Source organism: Selenihalanaerobacter shriftii (assembly GCF_900167185.1).
In the GTDB taxonomy this organism is placed as follows: domain Bacteria; phylum Bacillota; class Halanaerobiia; order Halobacteroidales; family Acetohalobiaceae; genus Selenihalanaerobacter; species Selenihalanaerobacter shriftii.
Genome location: NZ_FUWM01000005.1, coordinates 111,344 through 135,363 on the forward strand (window position 1 = coordinate 111,344; position 24,020 = coordinate 135,363).

Annotated in this window: 22 protein-coding genes; 20 read left to right on the plus strand and 2 right to left on the minus strand. The window is 31.2% G+C overall.

Annotation, left to right across the window (positions count from 1 at the left end; genetic code table 11):
• The first annotated feature begins 418 nt into the window (after positions 1-418).
• From B5D41_RS02965 to B5D41_RS03055, 19 genes are all read left to right on the plus strand, one after another.
• Positions 419-2,212, plus strand: coding sequence for an FAD-dependent oxidoreductase (locus B5D41_RS02965; RefSeq protein WP_234983879.1), 1,794 nt, complete (start codon positions 419-421; stop codon positions 2,210-2,212).
• Between the two features lies 1 nt (position 2,213).
• Positions 2,214-2,990: a heterodisulfide reductase-related iron-sulfur binding cluster gene (locus B5D41_RS02970; RefSeq protein WP_078809115.1), complete on the plus strand. Its 777-nt coding sequence runs from the start codon at positions 2,214-2,216 to the stop codon at positions 2,988-2,990.
• A gap of 62 nt (positions 2,991-3,052) precedes the next feature.
• Entirely contained in the window at positions 3,053-3,766 is a 714-nt protein-coding gene (locus B5D41_RS02975) for a TVP38/TMEM64 family protein (protein ID WP_078809116.1), read from the plus strand.
• 183 nt (positions 3,767-3,949) lie between these two features.
• Positions 3,950-5,194: an ABC transporter substrate-binding protein gene (locus B5D41_RS02980; protein WP_078809117.1), complete on the plus strand. Its 1,245-nt coding sequence runs from the start codon at positions 3,950-3,952 to the stop codon at positions 5,192-5,194.
• Between the two features lie 31 nt (positions 5,195-5,225).
• A complete protein-coding gene (locus tag B5D41_RS02985; protein WP_078809118.1) occupies positions 5,226-6,098 on the plus strand; it encodes an ABC transporter permease in 873 nt (290 codons plus the stop codon).
• Between the two features lie 27 nt (positions 6,099-6,125).
• The gene (locus B5D41_RS02990) at positions 6,126-6,941 is read left to right on the plus strand and encodes an ABC transporter permease (protein WP_078809119.1); all 816 of its coding nucleotides are present in this window, start codon (positions 6,126-6,128) and stop codon (positions 6,939-6,941) included.
• Between the two features lie 43 nt (positions 6,942-6,984).
• Positions 6,985-8,052 carry an ABC transporter ATP-binding protein gene (locus B5D41_RS02995; RefSeq protein WP_078809120.1) on the plus strand — a complete coding sequence of 356 codons (1,068 nt, stop codon included), beginning with the start codon at positions 6,985-6,987 and terminating at the stop codon, positions 8,050-8,052.
• A gap of 5 nt (positions 8,053-8,057) precedes the next feature.
• A complete protein-coding gene (locus tag B5D41_RS03000) occupies positions 8,058-8,744 on the plus strand; it encodes a TIGR04283 family arsenosugar biosynthesis glycosyltransferase (RefSeq protein WP_078809121.1) in 687 nt (228 codons plus the stop codon).
• Positions 8,745-8,805: 61 nt separating this feature from the next.
• Positions 8,806-9,531, plus strand: coding sequence for a TIGR04282 family arsenosugar biosynthesis glycosyltransferase (locus B5D41_RS03005; protein WP_078809122.1), 726 nt, complete (start codon positions 8,806-8,808; stop codon positions 9,529-9,531).
• Positions 9,516-10,535, plus strand: a complete 1,020-nt coding sequence (locus B5D41_RS03010; protein WP_078809123.1) for an aminoglycoside phosphotransferase family protein — start codon at positions 9,516-9,518, stop codon at positions 10,533-10,535. The genes B5D41_RS03005 and B5D41_RS03010 overlap by 16 nt, the downstream gene beginning before the upstream one ends.
• Before the next feature lie 25 nt (positions 10,536-10,560).
• Positions 10,561-11,013 (plus strand): hypothetical protein, encoded by a 453-nt coding sequence (locus B5D41_RS03015; RefSeq protein WP_078809124.1) that lies wholly within the window; start codon positions 10,561-10,563, stop codon positions 11,011-11,013.
• Between the two features lie 260 nt (positions 11,014-11,273).
• Positions 11,274-12,065: an RNA polymerase sporulation sigma factor SigG gene (gene sigG, locus B5D41_RS03020; protein WP_078809205.1), complete on the plus strand. Its 792-nt coding sequence runs from the start codon at positions 11,274-11,276 to the stop codon at positions 12,063-12,065.
• Positions 12,066-12,077: 12 nt separating this feature from the next.
• The gene (spoIIR, locus tag B5D41_RS03025) at positions 12,078-12,761 is read left to right on the plus strand and encodes a stage II sporulation protein R (RefSeq protein WP_078809125.1); all 684 of its coding nucleotides are present in this window, start codon (positions 12,078-12,080) and stop codon (positions 12,759-12,761) included.
• A 168-nt stretch (positions 12,762-12,929) separates the two neighbouring features.
• Positions 12,930-13,919: an ABC transporter substrate-binding protein gene (locus B5D41_RS03030; RefSeq protein WP_078809126.1), complete on the plus strand. Its 990-nt coding sequence runs from the start codon at positions 12,930-12,932 to the stop codon at positions 13,917-13,919.
• A gap of 44 nt (positions 13,920-13,963) precedes the next feature.
• Complete coding sequence (locus tag B5D41_RS03035) at positions 13,964-14,701, plus strand: ABC transporter ATP-binding protein (protein WP_078809207.1); 738 nt, start codon at positions 13,964-13,966, stop codon at positions 14,699-14,701.
• Positions 14,694-15,536 carry an ABC transporter permease gene (locus B5D41_RS03040; protein ID WP_078809206.1) on the plus strand — a complete coding sequence of 281 codons (843 nt, stop codon included), beginning with the start codon at positions 14,694-14,696 and terminating at the stop codon, positions 15,534-15,536. Before B5D41_RS03035 ends, B5D41_RS03040 begins: the two co-directional genes overlap by 8 nt.
• 477 nt (positions 15,537-16,013) lie before the next feature.
• A complete protein-coding gene (locus B5D41_RS03045; protein WP_078809127.1) occupies positions 16,014-17,519 on the plus strand; it encodes a DUF445 family protein in 1,506 nt (501 codons plus the stop codon).
• A 66-nt stretch (positions 17,520-17,585) separates the two neighbouring features.
• Positions 17,586-18,842, plus strand: coding sequence for a metallophosphoesterase family protein (locus tag B5D41_RS03050; RefSeq protein WP_159442875.1), 1,257 nt, complete (start codon positions 17,586-17,588; stop codon positions 18,840-18,842).
• A 1-nt stretch (position 18,843) separates the two neighbouring features.
• Positions 18,844-22,032: an AAA family ATPase gene (locus tag B5D41_RS03055; protein WP_078809129.1), complete on the plus strand. Its 3,189-nt coding sequence runs from the start codon at positions 18,844-18,846 to the stop codon at positions 22,030-22,032.
• Between the two features lie 69 nt (positions 22,033-22,101).
• Here B5D41_RS03055 and B5D41_RS03060 read toward each other — a convergent pair whose 3' ends face one another.
• A complete protein-coding gene (locus B5D41_RS03060) occupies positions 22,102-22,386 on the minus strand; it encodes a hypothetical protein (RefSeq protein ID WP_078809130.1) in 285 nt (94 codons plus the stop codon).
• Between the two features lie 165 nt (positions 22,387-22,551).
• Between B5D41_RS03060 and B5D41_RS03065 the strand changes: the two genes are divergently transcribed.
• Positions 22,552-23,433 carry a diacylglycerol/lipid kinase family protein gene (locus B5D41_RS03065; RefSeq protein WP_078809131.1) on the plus strand — a complete coding sequence of 294 codons (882 nt, stop codon included), beginning with the start codon at positions 22,552-22,554 and terminating at the stop codon, positions 23,431-23,433.
• Between the two features lie 127 nt (positions 23,434-23,560).
• On the opposite strand, the gene gloA is transcribed toward B5D41_RS03065, so the two are convergent.
• Positions 23,561-23,944: a lactoylglutathione lyase gene (gene gloA, locus B5D41_RS03070; RefSeq protein WP_078809132.1), complete on the minus strand. Its 384-nt coding sequence runs from the start codon at positions 23,942-23,944 to the stop codon at positions 23,561-23,563.
• Between the last annotated feature and the right edge of the window lie 76 nt (positions 23,945-24,020).

A 24,020-nucleotide genomic window follows, 5' to 3' on the forward strand; every position in this document is an offset into this window, starting at 1 on the left:
TTTAAGATTAATAAATTTTCGGGAATGGCAGATTATTTTAACAAAGATTAAATAATGATAGAGGATTATTAATAATCAGATAATAATTGAGTAATAATAAATATTATTAGATAATAAGTTGTAGAAATTTAGAAAATAATTTTTCTTTTTTCTATGACTTATATTTGATATTAATGTAATTATAAGTTAAATAGAAGTTTAAAAGGAGTTAATTATGCAAAAAATTGCATTATATAATTGGAAAATTACATTGTTTGTGTCTAAACCACAAAAATTCGACAAAAATTAGTTTGTGAAAATAAAGACAAAGTTTAACAAAAGAGATATAATTAAATTGTAATAAAGGATATATGAATAATATACTAATTTTTTTAAAAAACTTTGTGAAAATATTATTTTTTATATGGAGGGATTACACTTGTTATCTACAGAAACGATTGAAGCAATGAATGAAATAGTTGAAGATTGTATGGGTGATGCTCCTCCTTATTGTCAAGCTACTTGTCCGTTGCATATTGATGTTAAAGGATATGTGGATTTGATTAGTGAGGGAGAGTATAAGGAGTCTTTAGAATTAATTAGAGAGACTACTCCTTTTCCAGGGATTTTAGGAAGAATTTGTGCTCACCCTTGTGAAGAGGAGTGTAAAAGACAGGAGTTAGAATCAGCTTTATCTATTAAAAATTTGAAGAGGTTTGTATCTGATTTAGAAGATGACCCACAAAATTGGGATTTTACTTCTAAAGATGAATCTGGAAATAAAGTGGCAATTATTGGTGCTGGTCCAACTGGAGCATTGGCTGCTTATGACTTACGTAAGGAAGGACATCAGGTAACAATTTTTGAGGCATTACCTGTTGTTGGTGGAATGTTAAGTGTTGGAATTCCAGACTATCGTTTACCTCAAGAAGTTATTGATAGAGAGTATAGTATTTTGGAGAAGCTAGGAGTAAAAATTGAGCTTAATACTAGAGTAGGAAATGATATATCTTTTGCTGAGTTAGAAGATAAATTTGATGCTGTATTTGTTGCACATGGTGCTCATGAAAGTATTATGTTACCATTACCAGGAGCTGAACTAGAAGGTGTTTTACCTGGAGTGGACTTTTTAAGAGACGCAACTATAAATAGAGATAATGTAAAAATGGGTAAGAAAGTAGTAGTTATCGGTGGAGGTAACGTAGCTATAGATGTAGCCAGAACTGCTTGGAGATTTGGAGCAGAGGAAGTACATCTTCTTTGTCTTGAGTCAAGAGAAGAGATGCCGGCTCATTCTTGGGAGGTTGAAGATGCTGAGGAAGAAGAAGTACAGGTTCATTGTGGTTGGGGACCAAAAGAGATTCAAGGTCAAGATAAGGTAACTGGAATCTCTTTTAAAAAATGTACTTCAGTCCGTGATGAGGAAGGAAATTTTGCTCCAAATTATGATGAAGAGCAAATTAAAGAATTAGAAGCTGATACAGTAATACTTGCTATTGGTCAGAATGCTGAATCTGATTTCCTTAAAGATGATGATAAGGTAGAATTAAATCGTGGTGATAAAGTAAAAGTTGATCCGGTTACTTTACAAACTGATAAAGACCATGTGTTTGCCGGTGGAGATAATGCAGGACGTCCATTATTAGCTATTGAAGCTATGGCTCACGGACGGAAGGCTGCAACTTCTATTAATCTTTATCTGAAAGGTCAAGAACTTCACGAAGATAGAGATCAGGAAGGAACTTTTGAAACTTGGCTAGAAACAGAAATAGATGATAACGAATCTAAAGAAGAACGTGTAGATATGAGAATGTTATCTATAGATGAAAGAAGAGGAAACTTTGAAGAAGTTGAATTAGGTTTTAGTGAAGTAGAAGCTAGAAGAGAATCAAAACGTTGTCTACAATGTGAATGTAAGCTTTGTATGCAAGAATGTGTAATGTTAAACGATTATTGTGAATCACCAAAAGATTTATTTGCAAAAATAATTGAAAATGAAGATGTAGATCCAATTATTCCTTATTCATGTAATATGTGTAGTCAATGTACAATTGTTTGTCCTAAGGAATTTCCAATTAAGATGAAATTCATGAAGATAAGAAAAGATATGGTTAAAGCTAATGATGGCAAGTCACCTATGAAGGGACACAATGCTATTGAGATGCACCAATTCTTAGGTTTCTCTTGGTTATTTAATACTGCTAAATCGGCCAAAGATAAGGGGAGTGCTTAATATGGCAAAGACAGAAGAAACAAAAAGAGTATTTATTCCAGGATGTAGTTTACCATCATATAATCCAGAAGCTGTAGGAAAGACATTAGAATTTTTACAGGAGAAATTATCAGGTGTAGGGTCGATATTGAAGTGTTGCGGTAAACCAACTAAAGCTTTAGGCCAAGTAGATAAATTTAAAGAAAGATATAAAGGATTTCAAGCAGAGATTGATAAGTTAGGTGCTGAAGAGATAATTGTTGCTTGTCAATCATGTTATTTAACTATGTCAGCTAATAGCCCGCAAAAAGTAACTTCATTATGGGCTTTATTACCGGAAATTGGTTTACCAGAAGAAGCTATAGGAATTGGTAAAGATAGTGATATAACATTTGCAATTCATGACTCTTGTTCAACTAGAGATAGAAAGGATATTCATGACGGTATTAGATGGATTATAGATCAGTTAGGATATGACCGTGTAGAGCCACCACATACGAAAGGCACTACAATGTGTTGTGGATTTGGAGGTATGGTTGTTCCAGCTAATCCAGACCTTGCTCAAAGAGTAATGGAAAAGAGAACTAGTGAAGTAGAAACAGATTATATGGTAACGTATTGTGCAGCATGTAGAGAGTCTATGGTTAAAGGTGGAAAGAAAGCAGTTCATATTCTTGACTTAATCTTTGGAGGACCTTGGGATTCAAATTCTGAGTTTCCAGGAGTACCAGGTAATCCAGTAAAAGGTTGGGTTAATAGATATAAATCAAAAAGAGAAATTAAAAAAGCATTAAAGTAGTATTCATTGGAGTAACTTTAAAGTAATTAATTTAAATTTAACATTAATCAAGGAGGGGTTCTATGAGCACTAAACAGGAAAAGAAACAGGGTAAGGGTAAATTTATTGGAATCATTGTGGCAATAGGTGTAGTAGCTTTCTTATTAAATTATTTTGGAGTTATGGACTATATTAAAATTGAAAATTTACCTAAGATAAGAACTTGGATTGAGGGCTTTGGTATGTTAGGTCCTATCGTTTATATATTATTATATATAGCTGCTTGTGTCTTCTTTCTGCCTGGTTTACCGATTGCTTTAGTAGCTGGAGTTGCTTTTGGTCCGATTTGGGGTACAGTCTGGTGTTCAATTGGGTCTGTACTAGGAGCAACAGCAGCATTCTTAGTTGCTCGTTATGCTGCTAGAGATATGATTGAAGCTAAGTTTGGAGATAGTGATCAATTTAAGAAGATTGATAAAGGGGTTGAAGAACAAGGTTGGAGAATGTTAATGATTACTCGTATGGTTCCAATCTTCCCATTCAATGTTCAAAATTATGTTTATGGATTAACTAAGATTAAATTAGTGACTTATGTTTTAGTTTCTTGGATTACTATGCTTCCAGCTGCCATTGCTTTCTGTTTTGCAGGAGGGTCAGTAGCTAATGGTACTGGAAACTTAGGTCAAACATTTATGTACCTAGGTATTGCAGCTATAGCTCTTGTATTCTTGTCACTAATTCCTAAGTTGATTCAAAAGAAGAATAGTGATGTTCTAGAAACTGCAGAAGATGCTTAATAATTTCAATTATTTGGGTCTATTGCGATAAGTGATAGGCCCTCTTATTATAATGGTTCTCAAGAGATTACAATAGATGGTATATAAATCATTAAATAGATTATATTATATAATAACTATTACTAAGGTATGTGATTTGAATATCGGGTTAAGGGTGATTTTAGTTGAGGGGGGGTAGGGTCAATGTTTAATGAAAAAAGACTATTTATTATAGTATTAGCTATTATTATTATTTCTTTATTTATAAGTGGCTGTGCTGGTCCACAGCAGACTGAAGATGAACAGAATAATGTATTACAAAAAGAATGGGACGAAATTGTAAAATCAGCTGAAGGTACAAAAGTTAATTTTTATATGTGGGGTGGAGACCGTCGGATAAATCAATGGGTTGACACTTCTGTTGCTTCATATTTAAAAGAAGAGTATGATATTGAATTAAATCGAGTTCCAATGGGAGCAAATGATTATTTAAACAAATTATTAGGTGAGAAACAAGTAGGGCGTAAAGAAGGAAGTATTGATCTGTTATGGATTAATGGTGAGAACTTTAAAACGGCTAAAGAGCAGGACTTGCTTTTTGGACCTTTTGCTGAAAAGCTTCCTAATTATAATCGCTATATGGACAAAGAATCTCCAGAGACAACTACGGATTTTGGGTTTCCTACGAAAGGCTATGAGGTGCCTTATGGAAAAGCTCAATTTGTATTCATCTATAATAAGGACAAAGTTTCTAAACCACCGAAATCATATGATGAACTAATTACTTGGATTAAAGAACATCCAGGAAAATTCACTTATCCAGCTTTACCTGATTTTACAGGAAGTGCTTTTGTGCGGCATGTTATTTATAATGAAACTGGTGGTTATAAACAGTATTATGATATAAGCAAAGAAAAGTTAAGAGAAAAGATTCGCCCAGCATTAGAATTTTTAGCTGACTTAGAGCCTTATTTATGGAGAGAAGGAAAGACATATCCAGCCACTATAGCTCAAGTAGATAATATGTATGCTGATGGTGAGCTCTGGATGACCATGGGATATAATCCAGTTAAAGCATCCGGAGAAGTAGAGAAAGGTAACTTTCCGTCTTCTACACGAACTTTTATCTTAAAAGAAGGAACGATTTCTAATACTCACTTTTTAGCTATTCCGTTTAATGCACCTAATAAGACAGGAGCCTTAGTTGCAGCCAACTTTTTAGAAAGTTTTGATGTTCAATTATCTAAATTGAAGCCTGCTAATTGGGGTGATTTACCTGCTTTTAGTTCTGATAAGTTAAGTGAAGCTGAAAAAGAAGAAATTAAAGAGCTTGATTTAGGAGTAGCTACTTTGCCACAAAAGAGATTACAGGAACATCGAGTTCCTGAGATTCCAGCTGATTTAGTACCTATTATCGAAGATGAATGGAAGAAGATAGTTGGACAATAATCGTTATCGATTTTGATCGGAGGAATAAATTGTGGATTTAAGTAAGTATTCATTTTGGAAGCCATATATTTTATTATCACCAGCATTGGTTGTTTTAATTGGACTCTTTTTAGGGGGAGTAACTTTAGCTTTATTACAAAGCTTAGGTTATTTCCCTTTCATAGGTTTAAAAACAATCACACTAAAATATTATATTGAAGTATTCTCTAGTCCGGAATTTATAGATGCTTTAAAATATAGTTTATATATATCTTTTGTTTCATCGGTTGGAGCAGTAGTGATTGGAGTATTATTGGCTTATCAACTAGTGAAGTTGTCTGATAAATATAGATTGGTTCAATTGCTTTATAAGTTGCCTATTATTGTTCCGCATATTATTGCATCATTATTAGTATTTCTATTTTTTACTCAAAGTGGTTTACTATCAAGGTTACTATATCATTTTGGAATATTGGAGCAAATAACAGACTTTCCGAACTTAATCTTTGACCAATGGGGTATAGGTATAATTTTTGTCTACCTTTGGAAAGAAATTCCTTTTATTGCTCTTGTAGTTTATACAGTTTTAAAGCATATTAATACTTCTTTTGAAGAAGTAGCTGCTAACTTAGGAGCTAATCAACGTCAAATTTTTTGGAATATTTATTTTCCATTATCGTTACCAAGTATAGGTTCGGCTTTCATTATTGTTTTTGCTTTCTCCTTTGGGGCCTTTGAGATTCCATTCTTATTAGGTCCAACGTACCCTAATACCTTGCCAGTAATGGCTTACCAGAATTATATTAGTTCTGATCTAACCCAAAGACCGTATGCTATGGTAATTGTTATGATTTTGACTATTATTTCATTTGGGCTTATCTATTTTTATAAAAAATTATTAGACTTGATGTTAAAAAATATATAAGTTAGAATAACAGGAGGAGTTTAAAATATGGTAAGTAAGACTAGTACTAAGATCATTCGATTAACTATTGTATATGCTTTAGTTTTAGTTTTATTCTTACCATTGATAGCATTAATAATCTGGTCTTTTAGCAATAATTGGCCTTGGCCCCAACTTTGGCCTCAAACATTTACACTTGAAGGCTGGAAATTCTTTATTAATCCTATTAATGGAGCCTGGCAAGCGTTAAAGACAAGTTTCTTAATAGGTATTGGGGTTACTATTTTAGCTTTAGCTATTAGTATACCGGCTGGGAAAGCATTAGGTATTTATGATTTTCCTGGGAAGGAATTCATAAAGATTTTAGTATTAGCACCTATTATCATACCTCCTTTAGCAGTAACGATGGGAATTCATATTAATTTTATACGATATGGATTAAGTGACACTATTTTAGGAGTGATTTTAGTACATTTAATTCCAACGATTCCTTATTCAATTCGAATTTTAACGAATGTTTTTGAAGCTTCAGGGGAGAAATTAGAAGCACAGGCTCAAGTATTAGGGGCTAGTGTGTGGCAGAGGTTTATATATATTACTTTACCTATGATCTATCCAGGAATTTTTTCAGCAGGAATTATGGTATTCATTATTTCGTTTAGTCAATATTTTTTAACTTTCTTAATCGGTGGTGGACAAGTAGTGACTTTTCCTATGGTCTTATTTCCTTTAGTGAAGAGTGGAGATAGAATGTTAGCAGCTGTTTATAGTTGGGTATTCATTATTGCTGCGTTAGCTTTTACTTTAATTATGGAAAGATTATTTAAGAATGATGAAATTAGAAGTGATCACTTTCACTTATAAAGATAAATTAAATCTAGAAGTTGTTTAGCAAGGAGTAGTGATTATGGTAGAGATATCTTTAAAAGATTTGACTAAGAGTTTTGATGATGAGCTTGTAATTGATTCATTAGATTTAACTATAAAGCCTGGTGAGTTAGTGGCTTTACTTGGACCATCAGGTTGTGGTAAGACAACAACTTTAAAGATAATTTCTGGTTTATTAGTACCAGATGCAGGGGATATTCTTTTTGATCAAGAATCAGTTTTATCGGTGTCTGCTGAGACAAGAGGAGCGGTTTTAGTCTTTCAGGAATATTTGCTTTTCCCTCATATGAATGTAGCAGATAATATTGGTTTTGGTTTAAAAATGCGTGGTGAATCAAAAGAAAATATTCACAAGAGAGTTACGGAGCTTTTAGAATTAGTTAGTTTAACAGGTTATGAAGAGGATTATCCCCATGAATTATCTGGTGGTCAAAGACAGAGAATAGCTTTAGCAAGATCTTTAGCTATTAATCCTCAAGTATTACTATTAGATGAACCTTTATCTAATTTAGATGCTAATTTGCGGGAAGAAATGCAAAATTTAATTAGAAATTTACATGTTGAAGAGAATATGACTACTATCTTTGTGACTCATGACCGAGATGAAGCAATGTTAATGGCTGATCGCATAGCTGTAATGAATGAAGGACAGATTGAACAGTATGGTAAGCCGGAGAAATTATATAAAAAACCGGAAACAAAATTTGTAGCTGATTTTTTTGGGAAGACCAATTATATAAAAGGGAGAATAGAAGCAGGTAAATTTCACTTTATGAATAGTTATCTATCTGTTTCTAATGAAGTTACTACATTTAATATAGAGGAATATGAAGGTAAGACCATAGAAGCTATGATTCGACCGGAATTTATTGAATTTATTACTAATGATTATGAGGAAAAACAAGATAAAAAATTATATTTATCGGGGACAATTTCTGAACGCAGATTTGTAGGAGAGCGAGTCTTCTATCAAATTGATATTGGAGAACAGATATTAAGAGTGACTACATTACCTCAGTTTTCATTATCAATAGGAGACGAGGTAAATATGAAAATTAATTTGGAAAATATATGGTTTATGGAGTGATATAAATGTCAGACTTAATATCAGTAATTATCCCAGTGCTTGATGAAGAGAGTACTATAATTGAAACTTTAAAAGAAGTTAGCCAATTATCTGGAAGAAAAGAAATTATAATTGTCGATGGTGGAAGCAAGGATAGGACTTATGAGTTAGCAGAAGGATTGGCTGATAAAGTTTGTCAGACTAGAGCAGGTCGTGGTCATCAAATGAATGTCGGAGCTAAAAAAGCTACTGGAGATATTTTGTTCTTTTTGCATAGTGATTCTTGCATAGAAGAGGATGCATTATTATCTATAAAAAGTGCATTGCAGGATCCAGAAATTATTGGTGGATCTTTTAGTTTGAAGGTAGATGATGATTCTTTACCTTTAAGATTTATCTCATGGACTTCCAATTTAAGAGCAAAGTATTTAAAAATAATATTTGGAGATCAAGGGGTCTTTGTTCGCAGTTCAGTATTTCATGATTTAGGAGGATATCCTGATATAGAATTAATGGAGGACTGGGCCTTTTCAAAAAAAATAGCTAAGGTAGGTAAGTTAGTTCAATTATCGCAAAATATTTACACTTCTGCCCGACGCTGGCATAAATTTGGTACTTGGAAGACTATTTTCTTAATGCACAAAATTAAGATATTATATTTAATGGGAGTAAGCCCTAAGAAACTTAATCAAATTTATCGGAATGCACGATAAACTACTATTTTATTAATAAATCAACCAATTAATTATTCTAGAAAGGTGAGGTGAATGAATTATGTCAGTAGGTATTATCTTAATGAGTAGAGCACCTATCCCAGGACAGACTAAGACAAGATTACAGACACATTTAAAACCAGAAGAATGTGCTAGGTTGCATAAAGCATTTTTATATGATATAAGTCGAATGCTATTAATGGTAGCTGAAGAGAGAGAAGATATTAATTTATATTTAACTTATACTCCTAAGGGAACTAAAGAGATGTTTAAGGGATTGATTCCAAAAGAATTTAAGATGTTTCCGCAAAAAGGAGTAAATTTAGGAGATAAGATGTATAACGCATTGCAATTTGCTTATCAAGACGGGAATGATAAACAGATTATTTTAGGTAGTGATTTACCAATATTGCAACCTGAAGTCTTTATCAAAGCTATTAAAACTTTAGAGAAGAATGATATAGTGATTGGACCTTCTGAAGATGGAGGCTATTATTTAATGGGAAATAGGAAACCTCATCCTTTCTTATTTGGAGATATACTTTGGGGTAAGTATGGAGTTTTCCAAGCGACAGTTGAAGCTATTCAAACTCATGGTGAACTTAGTTATGGTTTAGTTGATAGGTGTTCTGATGTGGATACCTATCCAGAATTATTGAATCTTTACACTCAACTATTAGATAAGAGTTTCTGGACAAGATATCCAAAAGAAACGGCTAAATTTGTAAGACAATTATTAGAAGAAGGAGAATATCAGGAGGCTGAATATTTATGTCAAGTGAATTAACTAAAGAGGAGATTCTGCAACAGATAAAAGAATATACGGTAAAAGAGGAATTTAAAAAAGCGCTGCGAATTACAGAAGCTCCTAAAGTTTCTTTTTTAGCTCAAGGTGAATACAATATTAATTATTTATTGGAAACTTCTAAAGAAAAATTCGTATTAAGATTAAATACTGGAAGTCAGATGCATTTAGATAATCAGATTAAATATGAGTATCAAGCTTTAGAGTATTTAGTTTCATCTAATGTTACTCCCACTCCACTATTATTAGATGATTCTTGTGAAGAATTACCTTTCGGGTTATTAGTGATGAGTTATTTACCAGGTAGAAGTTTAGTTTATGAACGGGATTTAATTAAAGGGGCTAAAGTTTTAGCTAATGTTCATCAGGTGTCAGTTCCCAAAGAAAATCAATTGATTGTAGAAGAGAAGCCTCTTTCTGGAATTTGGGAAGAATGTTCTAAGTTAATACCAACTTATCTTGAATCTTCCTTAGGTAAAATAGAAGTTAAAAGAGTTTTAAACCGTATGATAAATGATTTAGATAAATTACGAAATCAAGAAGAAGATATTATGAATATTCTTCCTTTTTCAATTGTAAATACTGAGGTTAACTCTGGTAACTTCATTATCGACAATGATAAAGGTTATCTAGTGGATTGGGAAAAACCATTAGTCACTACTCCACTTCAAGATTTAAGTCATTTTATGGTGCCTACAACAACACTATGGAAGACTGATTATCGTATGACTAAAGAAGATAGAGAGTGTTTTATTAAAGTTTATTGTCAAGAACGAGGATTTGGCAGTAACAAATTTCAAGAGATAAAAGAAGCATTAGATATATTTGATAAATACTCCACTATGCGGGGGATCTCTTGGTCTGCTATGGCTTGGGTTGAATATCAACAACCTGATCGTTTATTAAAGAATCAATATACTTTTGAAAAGATGGATATGTACTTACAAGAGGAGTTTTTAGTAGAATTATTTTCAGAGTTTGAATAAAGGTAATAAATAGGAGGGGATGTAGATGAAGAATTTTGTACGGAACTTACTAGGTGTTATTATTATTTCATTTATCTTACATGGAATCTGGGAATATGTGCAGTGTGAAACTTTTTATACTATGAGTGGACAAAGTTCTGTTCAACATACTCGATTGATGTGGAGTGCTACTATTGGTGATATAGGAATTGCAGTTGTATTATTTTTAATTTTAACATTTATTAATGGAAATTCTAATTGGTTAATGAAACAATGGGAACGAAAAGATATTATAGTTAGTATTCTTTATGCTTTATTTGTTAGTTTTTATTTTGAGGTTCATGCTCTTTATAATGGTAGATGGGGTTATAGTGGGGAAATGCCGTTCTTCCCAACGACTAATATCGGTTTACTTCCAGTTATTCAGTTATTAATTTTATTACCACTTAGTTTTATAATTGTTAGATATATATATAGGAGATTAAATATAAGTACTTAAGTTAAAGAGCCTTTTTAGGCTCTTTTTTATATTATAGAAAATTATGTTTAATTTTAAATTATTGATAAGGTTATTTCAGTAAACATATTTCTGGAGTGCATAATTATGATTTCTTTTCTCAATACTAGTTTTAGTATGATAGAAGACTTAAACCATATTTCTATAAAAAACAATTTAGTTTCGAAATAATGTAAAAATTACATGTATAAAGCTAAGATTCTATGGCAATAATGATAATAGAAGCTATAAATTGGAAAAATATGGGAGGGTTAGTATTGGGAAATAAAGTAGATATCTGTGGGGTTAATACATCAGAATTACCAGTCCTATCAAATAAAGAGATGAGAAAACTTTTTAAGAAGATGCAGAATGGTGATAGACAAGCGCGTCAAACTATAGTAGGTGGTAACTTGAGATTAGTACTTAGTGTCCTACAGAGATTTAATAACCGAGGAGAGCCTATAGACGATTTGTTTCAAGTAGGTTGTATTGGTTTAATGAAGTCTATAGATAATTTTGATTTAAGTAAAAATGTTAAATTTTCAACTTATGCAGTGCCAATGATTATTGGTGAGATTAGGCGACACCTAAGGGATAATAATCCAATTAGAGTAAGTCGCTCATTAAGGGATACTGCTTATAAGGCTTTACAGATTAAAGAAACATTAGTTAATAAAAAATCAGAAGAACCTACTTTGACGGATATAGCTAAAGAGTTAGGAATTCCTCGAGAAGATATTGTATATGCTTTAGATGCAATTCAAGACCCGATTTCCCTATTTGAACCTATTTACCATGATGGAGGAGATCCAATCTATGTTATGGATCAAATCAGCGATGATCAGAGTGAAGATGAAACATGGTTAGAAGGAATTGCTGTTAGAGAAGCATTACGCCAATTAGAAGATAGAGAGAAATTAATTTTAAGTTTAAGATTTTATAAAGGAAAGACGCAAATGGAAGTTGCAGATAATATTGGGATTTCCCAAGCCCAAGTCTCTCGATTAGAAAAAGCAGCTCTCAAAAATCTTCAAAAGTATGTGAGCGAATAAGGAGAGATATAAATGCATCAATATAAAAGGTTTAGATTAATTGTAGTTACAGTTGTAGCCATAGTTATGTTGGTGGCATTAGGATACTCTTCAGCCATAGTAGTTAGTCCAAAGTCATCTACTATGGCCTACACTAATAATAATTTATTGCGGCTACATGTAATTGCTAATAGCAATTCTTTAATGGATCAAAGATTAAAAAGACAAGTTAGGAATGGTATTATAAATCAAACTGAAGGTTTATTCAAGAACATTGATGATATTCAAAAAGCACGAAATTTAATCAAGAATAACTTAGGCTACATAGAAAAAATAGTTGAAACAGAGCTAGCTAGGCAAGGTAATAATTATGATGTTAATGTTAAATTAGGAAACTATCAATTTCCGAAACGAACTTATGGTAATATGACATTGCCTGCTGGTAATTATAAAGCCTTAAGAGTAATTATAGGTCAAGGGAAAGGTGAAAACTGGTGGTGTGTCTTATTCCCTCCATTTTGTTATATAGATTCGGTTGATAAGCAAGAAGGGAGTAAGCAGTTAGGATCTGTAAAGAAGGAAGATGTAGATATTAAAATGAAATCTAAACTTTTAGAGTACTTAAATGAAAATCATACGTTAGCTAAAAAGATGAAAAAAGTAAAGGGATTATTGATGATGTCGGTTACTGATTTCAATAATTCATTTAACGAATAATATAATGATTTAGCACCTTGCTTTTTAAGTAAGGTGTTTTTTGCATTTAAGAGTTATTTTTAAAATAGAATTGAAAATCTAAAAATTTAGCTGTCTTTTTTTATTCACATATATTAGCTAATTGAATAATATAAGTATAGAATTATAGACTAAAGGAGGGAAAAATTAATGAAAAGATTATTGACTGTAGGATTGGTATTAATGTTAATTTTGACAATGAGCTCTGTAGTGTTGGCAAAGACTCAGGTTCGACTTAGTGAAGTAGTACATTCTATTTTTTATGCTCCTCAATATGTTGCTTTACATAACGGCTTTTTTGCAGATGAGGGATTAGAAATTGAATTATCTACTGCTTGGGGAGGGGATAAGGCAGCCACTAGTTTAATGTCAAATCACGCAGATATTGCTTTAATCGGTCCAGAGCCTACTATTTATATCTATCAACAAGGAGCAGATGATTATTTAATTAATTTTGCTCAATTAACTCAAAAGGCAGGTTCATTCTTATTAGCAAGAGAGCCTATGCCTGATTTTACATTAGAGGATGTAAGAGGTAAGACAGTTGTTGGTAATCGACCAGGAGGAGCTCCAGAAATGGTAATGGAATACACTCTACGGCATAGTGGAATTGAACCATTTAAAGATGTTAAGATTATCACTAATTTAGACTTTACAGCTAATGCTCCAGCGTTTAAGAATGGATTAGGTGATTATGTACAGTTGTTTGAACCAAAAGCTTCATTATTAGAAGAAATGGGAGCTGGGCACGTAGTAGCTTCTTTTGGGGAATTAGGAGATAAGGTTCCTTATACTGTGTATATGGCTAGAAAGAATTATATTGCTGAGAATCCAGAAGTAATTCAGAAGTTTACTAATGCTATTTATCGGGCACAGATGTGGACTTATACACATTCTTCAGAAGAGATTGCTGAGGTCATTAGACCTTTCTTTCCTAACTTGGATTTTGATGTTTTAGTTAAAGTAGTTAATAGATACAAAGAACAGAATACTTGGGATCAGAATCCTATTTTAAGTAAGGCAGAGTTAAATCATTGGCAAAATATTATTATTGAAGCTGGTGAATTAGAGAAAAAAGTAGATTATGACGTTATTGTAAATACAGAATTTGCTAAAAAAGCTATAAAGACTGTTAAGTAGAGGAGGGGTAAACAGTGAGTAAAATTGAGTTTAAGGAGGTGGGGATGAAGTACCACACTTTAGCTGGAGAGACAGAAGCACTGCGTAATCTTTCTTTTACTATCCAAGAAAATGAATTTGTTAGCTTGGTAGGACCGAGTGGTTGTGGTAAGACGACATCCCTATCCCTAATAGCCGGCCTCTTATCTTCAACTAGTGGGCAAGTAAGTGTAGATCAAGAACCTATTTCAGGAATTAATGAAAAAGTAGGTTATATGTTACAGGAGGATTATCTTTTTCCCTGGAGAACAATTATTGATAATGTCTTATTAGGCTTAGAATTAAAAGGGGAGCTTAATCCTGAAACTGAAGCAAGAGCTAGAAAGTTATTAAAAGATTATGGTTTAGAAGGATTTGAAGATTATTATCCCACTCAATTATCAGGGGGAATGAGACAAAGAGTGGCATTAGCTAGAACTTTAGTCTTTGAACCGGAGATTTTACTTTTGGATGAACCATTTTCTTCTTTAGATTATCATACCAAATTAGCATTAGAAGATGAAGTAGCCCAAATATTAAGGGATGAAAAGAAAACAGTAATCTTAGTTACCCATGATATTGCTGAAGCAATTGCTATGTCAGATCGGGTGTTAGTTTTTACAAAGCGTCCTGGTAGAATTAAAGAAGATTATCAGATAGATTTAACTATTAATGGTGCATTTTCGACGTTTGCAGCCCGGGAAGCACCAGAGTTTAGTGATTATTTTAATTCTATCTGGGAGGAGCTGGATGTTTATGTTTAAAAAGCTAAGGTCAATTTATAATGATTTGCTGACTAAAGGAGCTGTAACAGAAGCACATGGTAAGTATTTAAAAAAAGTGAGACTAAGAGAGTTTAGTATTAAAGTTTCACAAATTTCTATCTTGATTTTACTTACTATTAGTTGGCAGTTAGCAGCAAAATATAAAATTGTCGATCCATTTATTACTAGTTATCCATCGCAGATTTTGAATACTATCTATAAGATGGCTTTAAATGGAGAATTATTTAAGCATACTTGGACTACATTATATGAAACATTAGTTGGTTTTTCTTTAGGTGCTTTAACAGGAATAATAATAGCTGTCATTCTATGGTGGTCTGACTATCTTTCGCGAATTTTTGAACCTTTTATTGTTATCCTCAATGCTTTACCAAAGATGGCGTTGGGTCCTGTACTGATTATATGGTTAGGGAATGGTAGTACTGCTATTATCGGCATGGCTCTCTTAATTTCCATTATAGTAACTATTATGATGGTATATAACGGTTTTCGTGAGACAGATAAAAATAAAATTAAACTTTTACAGACCTTAGGTGCTAATAAACTACAGATCTTTAAAAAGGTTGTATTACCTGAGAACTTACCGACTATATTTGCAGCTTTAAAGGTAAATATTGGCCTTTCATTAGTGGGAACTATTGTTGGAGAATTTTTAGTTTCTCAGGCTGGATTAGGTTATTTAATAGTATATGGAGGTCAAGTCTTTAAGCTTAATTTAGTAATGACCAGTGTAATTCTTCTTTCAATTTTAGCAGCCGTATTATATTATCTGATTGTTGGATTAGAAAAGTTAGTCATTAAATGGAAGAAATAATTACTAATCCTTAGTACCTGGATCAATAGGAGTTGCAGTAGGGACATTATCTTCAGAATTAAGGCAGATTATTTCATTCTCTTGGGTCTGTTTACTAATAGATTTAATGATAGATTGAGGAGATAGAGGAGCTATAGCTTGCTGAATTTTTTCATCTAAACTATTTAACCAGGTTTGCTGGGAGCTTTTAATTTGCTTAACCCAGCCCTGGTTATTTTTTTAATCCTACATTAATTTTTTCAGCTAATTGGACTAGCTCATCTTAGTTAGTTATTATGTATAAAGTTTAGTGTTAAGCTATAATATTTTAATAGTTTGCAGGAGTTGAGAGGGGATATCTCTAATTTTAGTGATTAAAAGTATCTTTATTATTAATATTATTTATACTTTCATATAATAAACAGGAGATATTGCTGAAATGTAGAAAAATATATGTAGATAGATTAGATTTTGAAATTATAGGAGGGGAACTAGGGGATGAATATAGTTTTTATTGTGAGTCCAATTATAGGATCTATAATTGGTTATTTTACTAACTGGGTAGCTATTAAGATGTTATTTAGGCCATTAAAAGAAAAGAGATTTTTAGGAATTAAGCTTCCTTTTACTCCAGGGGTTATTCCAAGAAGAAGGGGTAAATTAGCAGAAAGCATAGGGGATACAGTAGGTAAACGCTTATTGACTCCTGATGCTTTTCAAAATATGTTAGAAAGTGAAGAAATGAAATCTAAAATCAGAGATTTCATCAAAGAAAATATAAAAAATCTAGCAGATGAAGAACGCAGCACACAAGAGATTTTAGACGAAATTATTACTGATAACGAAAAAAGAAATAAATTAGAGATGGAGCTTAAGAATTTTATATCTAATGGAATTCAAAACTTATTAAGTAATGAAGAGATAGTAGAAATGATTAAAAGTAAATTAGATAATATAGACCCTAAAAAGGTAGAAAATTATTTAGAGTCTGATGAATATCAAGAATTGAAAAGTAAAATAGAAGAAGCTTTGATAACTAATTTACATAAAGACTCTACTAAGCAACGGTTAGTTGAATTTATAGAAGAGAAATTAGAAATTATAAAAGATAATAAACAGTCAATAGGTGAAGTCTTACCAGCTGGGATTGAAAAGAGTTTAAAAGGGTGGCTTGCTGAGCAAGGGCCACATATTGTAGAGAGATTAGTTGAATTTTTAGATTCAGAAGCTACTAAAGATAGAATTAATCAGAAGTTAGAAGAAATTTTAAGTAATAATCCACTTATGCAGATGGCAAGTGGATTTATAGACAAAGATAAGATTATTAATCAGTTTATAGACCATATGATTCAATTTTTAGAAGAAGAAGAGAATCAAAAAGAATTAGTAGCTCAAGTTGAAAGTATTTTAGATTCGATTTTAGAAACAGAATTATCAAGTATTATTGAAAGATTTGATGAAGCTAGCCTAGATGAATTATCAGAATTTTTATTAACAAAATTAGCTTCCAAAGATTTAATAGATAGATTACTTTCTAGTTTAGAAGATTCTTTACTTAAAAAAGTTAATAATGCTCAAAGTTTAGATTCTGAAGATAAGATTAATATTAGTGAAATAGTTGGTGAATTAGTAGAAAGATTAATGAAGAGTGAATTCTTATATAATACTTTGGAATCTTGGGCTTATAATCAATTAGATTCCTTAAGTAAGCGCCCGGTGGCTAATTACTTTGAAGGTTTAGAAACAGATACTATTGAGAAATTAGAGGTAGGAATTTTAGCCGGGTTAGAGTATATAGTTGAGAATCATTTAGGTAGAGTACTAGCTACTTTAGATTTTGAAGAAATGGTTATAAGAAAGGTAAATACTTTTGATATTCTAGAAGTAGAAGGTTTATTATTAAATGTAATAGAGACCGAACTTAAGGCGATTACTTGGTTTGGAGCGGTCTTAGGATTAATATTAGGTTTAATAACACCTATTATTTCATTAATTATGTCATAGCTAATTAACCACCAGTATAATTGCTGGTGGTTTTTATCTTATTCGATTGGGGAGTTGGTGGTTAACTTGTTTAAATTCATACATACAGCAGATTTACATTTAGGTAGTCCTTTTAAAGGAATTGAAAATGTCTCTGAAGAGTTACAACAACGATTATATGATTCAACCTATCAAGCTTTCAAGAATGTAGTAGATCTAGCTTTAGCAGAAGAAGTTGATTTTATATTAATCGCTGGAGACCTTTATGATGTTGCAGATAAGAATATTAGAGCTCAGGTATTCTGTCAACGAGAATTAAGTAGATTAGCTGATAAAGGGATTCATACTTTTATAGTCCACGGGAATCATGACCATTGCAGTGGATGGAGAGCAGAGTTGACTTGGTCAGAGGAAGTACATTTTTTTAATGCTGGTCAAGTAGACAATATTCCTTTTAGTAAAGAAGGAATAGAAGTAGCAAAAATTCATGGGATTAGTTATCCTCAACAGAATGTAAATGATAATTACTTTAAAAAATTTAAAGTAAGAGATGAATCACTATATCAAATAGGTGTTTTACATACTAATGTAGATGGAAAGAATGATTATCAGAATTATGCTCCTTGTCGATTAAATGATTTAGTTAGAAGTAATTTTGATTATTGGGCACTAGGTCATATTCATCAAAAAAATATTTTAAATGAAATACAACCTACGATAATTTATCCAGGTAATATTCAAGGAAGACACCCTAAGGAGACAGGAAGTAAAGGCTGTTATGTAGTAGAAGTGTCTGATAATGGCAAGACAGAATATGAGTTCATATCTACAGATGTGGTAAGGTGGTATTATGAAGAATTAGATATAACTGATGTTGAAAATGAAGAGATTTTACTAAATAGATTAGAAGAAAGAATTGATAAGATAAAAAGTGAAAACATTTCAGGTATTATTAGGTTTAAATTGCAGGGGAGGACTCTATTACATCATAAATTAAAAGTTGATGGATATATTGAAGAAATTGTACAATTATTAAGGTCTCATTGGCAGCAAGGAAAGAAGTTTTATTGGGTAGATTCAATTAAGGTAGAGACAGGTCCAAAGTTAAATAAGGAAAGAATAAGAAATGAAGAAACTTTAGTAGGAGATTTCTTGAACTTAGCCCAACAAAGTAAGAAAGATGAAACTTTATTTACTGAGCTTAGGGGAGCTATTAGTCCAGTTTATGAAGAGGATAATAGAGCATCAAAAGTTTTAAGGGGATTATCAGATGATAGATTAAAAGAATTGATTAAACAAGCAGAAGATTTAGGATTAGATTTATTATTGGGAAAGGAGGGATAATATGCGAATGAAAGAGTTACATGTAGATGGTTTTGGGATTTTTAATGATCTTTATATTGATGATATGTCTGATGATTTAATATTATTTTCAGGAAATAATGAAGCAGGAAAGACAACGTTAATGTCATTTATTAGAGCAATTTTGTATGGCTTTCCTCGAGATATCCCTAGTAATAATCGACATGAACCCTTAAATGGTGGGAAACATGGTGGAGCTTTAACTTTCTTAAATAATAAAGGTAATGAGTATAGGATAGAACGGAAAGAAGGGAATAAAAGTGCTGGGGAAGTAGTGGTTTATGGGCCAAGCGGCAGGCGCGAAGGAGAAAAGGGACTAGATATTTTATTACAAGGTGTCTCTAATGAACTTTATAATAATTTATTCTGTTTTGGCTTAGATGAATTACAAAAATTAGAGACTTTGCAAAATGATGAAGTAAATAACTTCATATATAGTGCAGGGATGGGAAGTGGAACTAGATCTATAGTCGAAGTTAGAGAAGAATTACTTTCTAAAAAGCATGATCTTTATACTCCTCGTGGCAGAAAAAGACCTGAAATTAAAAGCTTATTAAGGGAAATAGATGATGTAGAAGCTAACTTACAGGATTTAATGGGGTTGCCAGAAGACTATAATAATTACCAACATGAATTAAGTGATTTACATCAGGAAGTTAAAGATTATAAGGAAAAATTAAAAATGATTGTAGAAGAGATTACTTGGTTACAGAAGATAGAAGATGCCTTGGAACCTTGGCAGAATATAAAATTAAATGAAGAAAAGTTAGTAGAACTACCAGAAATTAATTCTTTTCCTGAAGCTGGAGTTACTAGATTAGAAGAATTAGAAGTAGAAATTGAGCAAATTAAGCAAAAAGTTAGGAAGATAGAGAAAGCAATCGAGAAGAAGAATACCGAAGTGAGCATAATAAAAATTAATAATAATCTATTGGATAATGATACATTAATCACAAACTTACAAGAAAAGAAAGAATTATATTTTAGACAATTAGATGAAGTTAAAAAATTAGAAAATGATTTAGAATATGTCAAAGAAGAGTGTCAGACAGGGTTATTACAGTTAGGGACTAATTGGAATGAAGAAAAAGTTTATGATTTTGATTTTTCAATTAAATTTAAAGGGAAAATAAGAGAATATAAAGATGAATTGGATAAAATCAAAAAAGATGTTAATAATCTTAAGGCTAGATTTGAAGCTCAAGAAGATAGATTGAAGGACCAAGAGCATGAATTGAAATCTTATCGGCAAAGGATAGAAAGTATTACCCAGGAAAATTTAAATAGAGATAAGATTAAGCAAGAAGAATTAAGGCTAATAGAGTTAAAGGATTTAAAGGTTAAGTTAGAAACTCAAAGAAAAGTATTGGAGACCAAAATTGAAGATAAAGCTAAAATAGAAGATAATTTAACAAGAATAAGTAAAGAAATAAAAATAGCTAATGAAGATCAGGGTAATAGTTTTGGTTGGCAAAAAAAGACTTTTGCTCTAGGCTTAATTGCAGTTGGAGTGTTTAGTCTTTGGCAGGTCAATACGGTAATAGGTTTAACTTTAATTATAGGCTCTATTTCTTTCTTATTTTTAAAGAAGAATGAGCAAGAATCTATTAGCATTGAATATTTTAATCAAGAAAAAGATCGTTTAAAAAAGGAAGTAGAGCAATGTAATAATGAAATTATTAATATAAAAGCTAAAATGAATGAATTAGAAAATAAAACTAAAGAGATAATTAGCAAATCGACTTTAACAGAAGGTGAGCTGAAAAAATTAGAAGGTAAATTAGAAAAGAAGAAGAAGAAATTAAATAAATTGAATCTTTTGCAAGAGGAATATAGAGAAAAAGAAAAAGCATATCAACGGATACAAGAAAGGTATAATACTATAGAGAGTAGATTGAATAAAATGAAAGAGAGGCAATATGAATTACAGTCTAAATGGAATAATTTTTTAAGAAAACATGAATTAGATCAAGAGATTAGTCCAGATAACCTATTAGATTTAATTAATGAAGCTGAAAAAGTGAGAGATAAGATAAGGAAGAAAGAAGCTATTATAAAAAAACGTGATCATTTAATAAGTAATATTAATGAGTATAAGCAAAAAATTGATAAGTTAGCTAAAGAATGCAGTTTAGCTACATCTGGAAGTGTGGAATATAAAATTACAGAATTAGCTAATAAATTAAAAGAGAATAAGGAATTGGTGCAAAAACAAACAGAATTAAAAGAAGAAATAGGTGACTTAGAGTTAGAATTAGTTGATAAGAATGAATTATTAAAGATTAAGCAGAATAAGAAAGAAGTCTTAATGGATAAAGGTATGGCTAAAGATGTAGAAGAGTTTAGAGTTAATTCTAATATATATATTAAACGCAGAAATTTAATTGATAAATTAAAGGAGAATCGATTACGGGTTAAAAGTTTAGTAAAATCTGATAAGGAAGAGAGACGTTTATTTGATGATTTAAGAGAGTATGATAAAACTAAAGTTAAAAATGAAAAGAAAGAGTTAATAATTAGAAGAGAGCATTTAGAAGAGGAGATTGCTAATAAACAAGAGAAATTAGGAGAATTAAGAGAACGAATAAAAAATTTAGAATCAACAGAGCAATTAGCCAAAATTTGGAGTAAGAAAGAAGTATTGAAGACTCAATTAGAAGAAAAAGCTGAAGATTGGGCAGTATATGCTATTTGTGAAAGATTATTAGAAATGGCTAAAGAAAAGTATGAGGAAGAAAGACAACCTACTGTTTTAAAAAGGGCATCTAATTATTTTAAAAGGATGACTCAAAGTAAGTATGAAAGAATATTTAAACCTTTAGGAAAAGATAGGTTTGAAATAAAAAGATATGATGGTCAGCGTTTAACTACCGATCAATTAAGTAAAGGTACAGCAGAACAGTTATATTTAGCAATGAGACTTTCATTTGCCAGAGAATATGCTAAGCAAGTAATACCTCTGCCATTAATTATGGATGATATTTTAGTAAATTTTGATTCTAAAAGATTAAAGATGACTTTGAAGGTAATAAGTCAAGTAGCTAAAGAACAGCAAGTTATATTCTTTACTTGTCATAATTATATAGTAGAGGAAATAGAGAAGGTTGTTAAGGATTATACTCACTATCAATTAGAAGCAGGTCAAATAATAAAAAATTTAGTTTCAGCATAAATATAGATAAATTAAATGGTCAATATATCTATTATTTTTAGAGAAGTAATATATTGACCATCATACTGCTTATTCATGGATTATTTCTAATACATCCTTAACTTTATTATGATCGCAATTTTTTAGTAATTTTATTGTAATTTCTTTATAAATAACTTTTTCATAACGCTTAAATAGAACAGAGAATCCTATCCAACCAACAATTCCACTAATGATTGCCCATTCTAAAGAGCCATAGATAATAAAACTAACCATAGCAGAAGAAGAAAACATCCCAATAAAGAAAGAGAATAAATTCATTATTTCATGTTTAAAGCGAATTCTTTTTAATAGATTTGTCAAAGTCTTAATCATTATTCTCACCACCTAATTTAAAAATATATTTTACTAAATAATTGTCCATATTTATATATTGCTCGTATAACGAATTCTAGTTAAGTAAGAAAAGTCCTTTAATTTTATAGCGATTATTGATGAATTTTATCTATTAAATGCATAAACTGGAAGAGGTGATTTGAAATGGCGATTAATTTTATAGTTAATCCTTATTCTGGAAGAGGTAGAGGAGAAAAAGCAATTAAAATTATTAAAGAAGAGTTAAATAGTGAGGATATAGATTTCGACATTCAGACTACAACAGCACCTAAAGAAGCAATTACTTTAGCTAAATATGCCGTTAACCAAGGTTATAATAAGATAGTAGCAGTAGGAGGAGATGGTACTTTAAATGAAGTAATAACTGGCATTTTACAATCAGACCCACCTTACCCTAAGTTAGGTTTAATAGCTGCTGGTACAGGTAATAATTTTGCTCGTAGTATAGATTTACCTTTAAATTTAAAGAAGGCATGTCATAAAATTCTTAGTTCAAATGAAATGAAGATGGATATTGGTCAAGTAAATGATCGTTTTTTCATTAATTCTGTTGGGATAGGTTTTAATTCTATTGTAGCTAATGAAGCTAATCAAAACTTCAAACATTTACATGGTACTTTAGTATATATGTTAGCAGCATTAAAGGTTATGCCTGAATATAAAAGTGTAGACTTAGAAATCACTTTGAATACAGGTGAGTTAATTAAAGGGAAATATTTATTATTAGTAATTGGTAATGGGAAGATATATAGCAAAACATTAGATTTGATTCCTGAATTCGGCATTAACGATGGTTATTTAGATTTATGTTTAATTGCTGAGATGTCTAAAGCGGAGTTAATGACTAAACTCCCTTATTTCTTAACTACACAGCATCAGGATTTAGATCAAGTATTAATTAAAAAGATTAAAGAAGCTAAAATTAAATTAAAGAATACGGATCAATTTCATATTGATGGAGAAATTTTGCATGGAAATGAGTTAAAGATCAACATTTTACCACAAATTTTGCGAGTTATAATTTGATATCAGATGGAAAAAGTGCTATAATATATCCATGGTATTTAAGTGGTTAAAATATAATTAATATAAGTAATACATAAATTCAAAATAGCCTCCTGAATTCAGGAGGCTATTAATTGGAAGTTTAATATTATTCTTGGATAACTTCAATACGGTAACCATCAGGGTCAGTTAAAAAGTAATAACCACCTTCAGCTTCTTCGCTTAAACTTTTAAGGTCGCTAACTTCATAGCCTGATTTTTTGTGTTTTTTATAAGCGGCTTGAATATCTTTAACTGTAACAGCAAGATGACTAAAGCCATCGCCAATAGTATAAGGTTCTTTACGGTCATAATTATAGGTTAATTCAATTTCAAAATCATTATTTTGGTTCTTCATAAAGACTAAAGTAAATTCATATTTTGGAAAGTCTCTTTTTCTAGCTATTTCTAAGTCTAAAGCTTCTTTATAAAATTTTATTGATTTTTCAAGATTTAACACCCTGATGCAAGCATGTACAAAGTTATATTCCACGATTATAACCTCCTTATGATTATGTATTTTACTTCTCTTTATATAGAATACTAATTTTAAAATTGAATGTCAATAT

Bases quoted from the DNA above. Each gene is read 5' to 3' on its own strand.
- B5D41_RS03045 (WP_078809127.1), top strand. From the start codon at position 16,014: ATGAATATAGTTTTTATTGTGAGTCCAATTATAGGATCTATAATTGGT.
- B5D41_RS02995 (WP_078809120.1), top strand. From the start codon at position 6,985: ATGGTAGAGATATCTTTAAAAGATTTGACTAAGAGTTTTGATGATGAG.
- B5D41_RS03000 (WP_078809121.1), top strand. From the start codon at position 8,058: ATGTCAGACTTAATATCAGTAATTATCCCAGTGCTTGATGAAGAGAGT.
- B5D41_RS03015 (WP_078809124.1), top strand. From the start codon at position 10,561: ATGAAGAATTTTGTACGGAACTTACTAGGTGTTATTATTATTTCATTT.
- B5D41_RS02980 (WP_078809117.1), top strand. From the start codon at position 3,950: ATGTTTAATGAAAAAAGACTATTTATTATAGTATTAGCTATTATTATT.
- B5D41_RS03060 (WP_078809130.1), bottom strand. From the start codon at position 22,386: ATGATTAAGACTTTGACAAATCTATTAAAAAGAATTCGCTTTAAACAT.
- B5D41_RS03030 (WP_078809126.1), top strand. From the start codon at position 12,930: ATGAAAAGATTATTGACTGTAGGATTGGTATTAATGTTAATTTTGACA.
- B5D41_RS03010 (WP_078809123.1), top strand. From the start codon at position 9,516: ATGTCAAGTGAATTAACTAAAGAGGAGATTCTGCAACAGATAAAAGAA.
- B5D41_RS02990 (WP_078809119.1), top strand. From the start codon at position 6,126: ATGGTAAGTAAGACTAGTACTAAGATCATTCGATTAACTATTGTATAT.
- B5D41_RS03055 (WP_078809129.1), top strand. From the start codon at position 18,844: ATGCGAATGAAAGAGTTACATGTAGATGGTTTTGGGATTTTTAATGAT.
- B5D41_RS03040 (WP_078809206.1), top strand. From the start codon at position 14,694: ATGTTTAAAAAGCTAAGGTCAATTTATAATGATTTGCTGACTAAAGGA.
- B5D41_RS03005 (WP_078809122.1), top strand. From the start codon at position 8,806: ATGTCAGTAGGTATTATCTTAATGAGTAGAGCACCTATCCCAGGACAG.
- B5D41_RS03035 (WP_078809207.1), top strand. From the start codon at position 13,964: ATGAAGTACCACACTTTAGCTGGAGAGACAGAAGCACTGCGTAATCTT.
- B5D41_RS02970 (WP_078809115.1), top strand. From the start codon at position 2,214: ATGGCAAAGACAGAAGAAACAAAAAGAGTATTTATTCCAGGATGTAGT.
- B5D41_RS03065 (WP_078809131.1), top strand. From the start codon at position 22,552: ATGGCGATTAATTTTATAGTTAATCCTTATTCTGGAAGAGGTAGAGGA.
- B5D41_RS02975 (WP_078809116.1), top strand. From the start codon at position 3,053: ATGAGCACTAAACAGGAAAAGAAACAGGGTAAGGGTAAATTTATTGGA.
- sigG (WP_078809205.1), top strand. From the start codon at position 11,274: ATGGGAGGGTTAGTATTGGGAAATAAAGTAGATATCTGTGGGGTTAAT.
- spoIIR (WP_078809125.1), top strand. From the start codon at position 12,078: ATGCATCAATATAAAAGGTTTAGATTAATTGTAGTTACAGTTGTAGCC.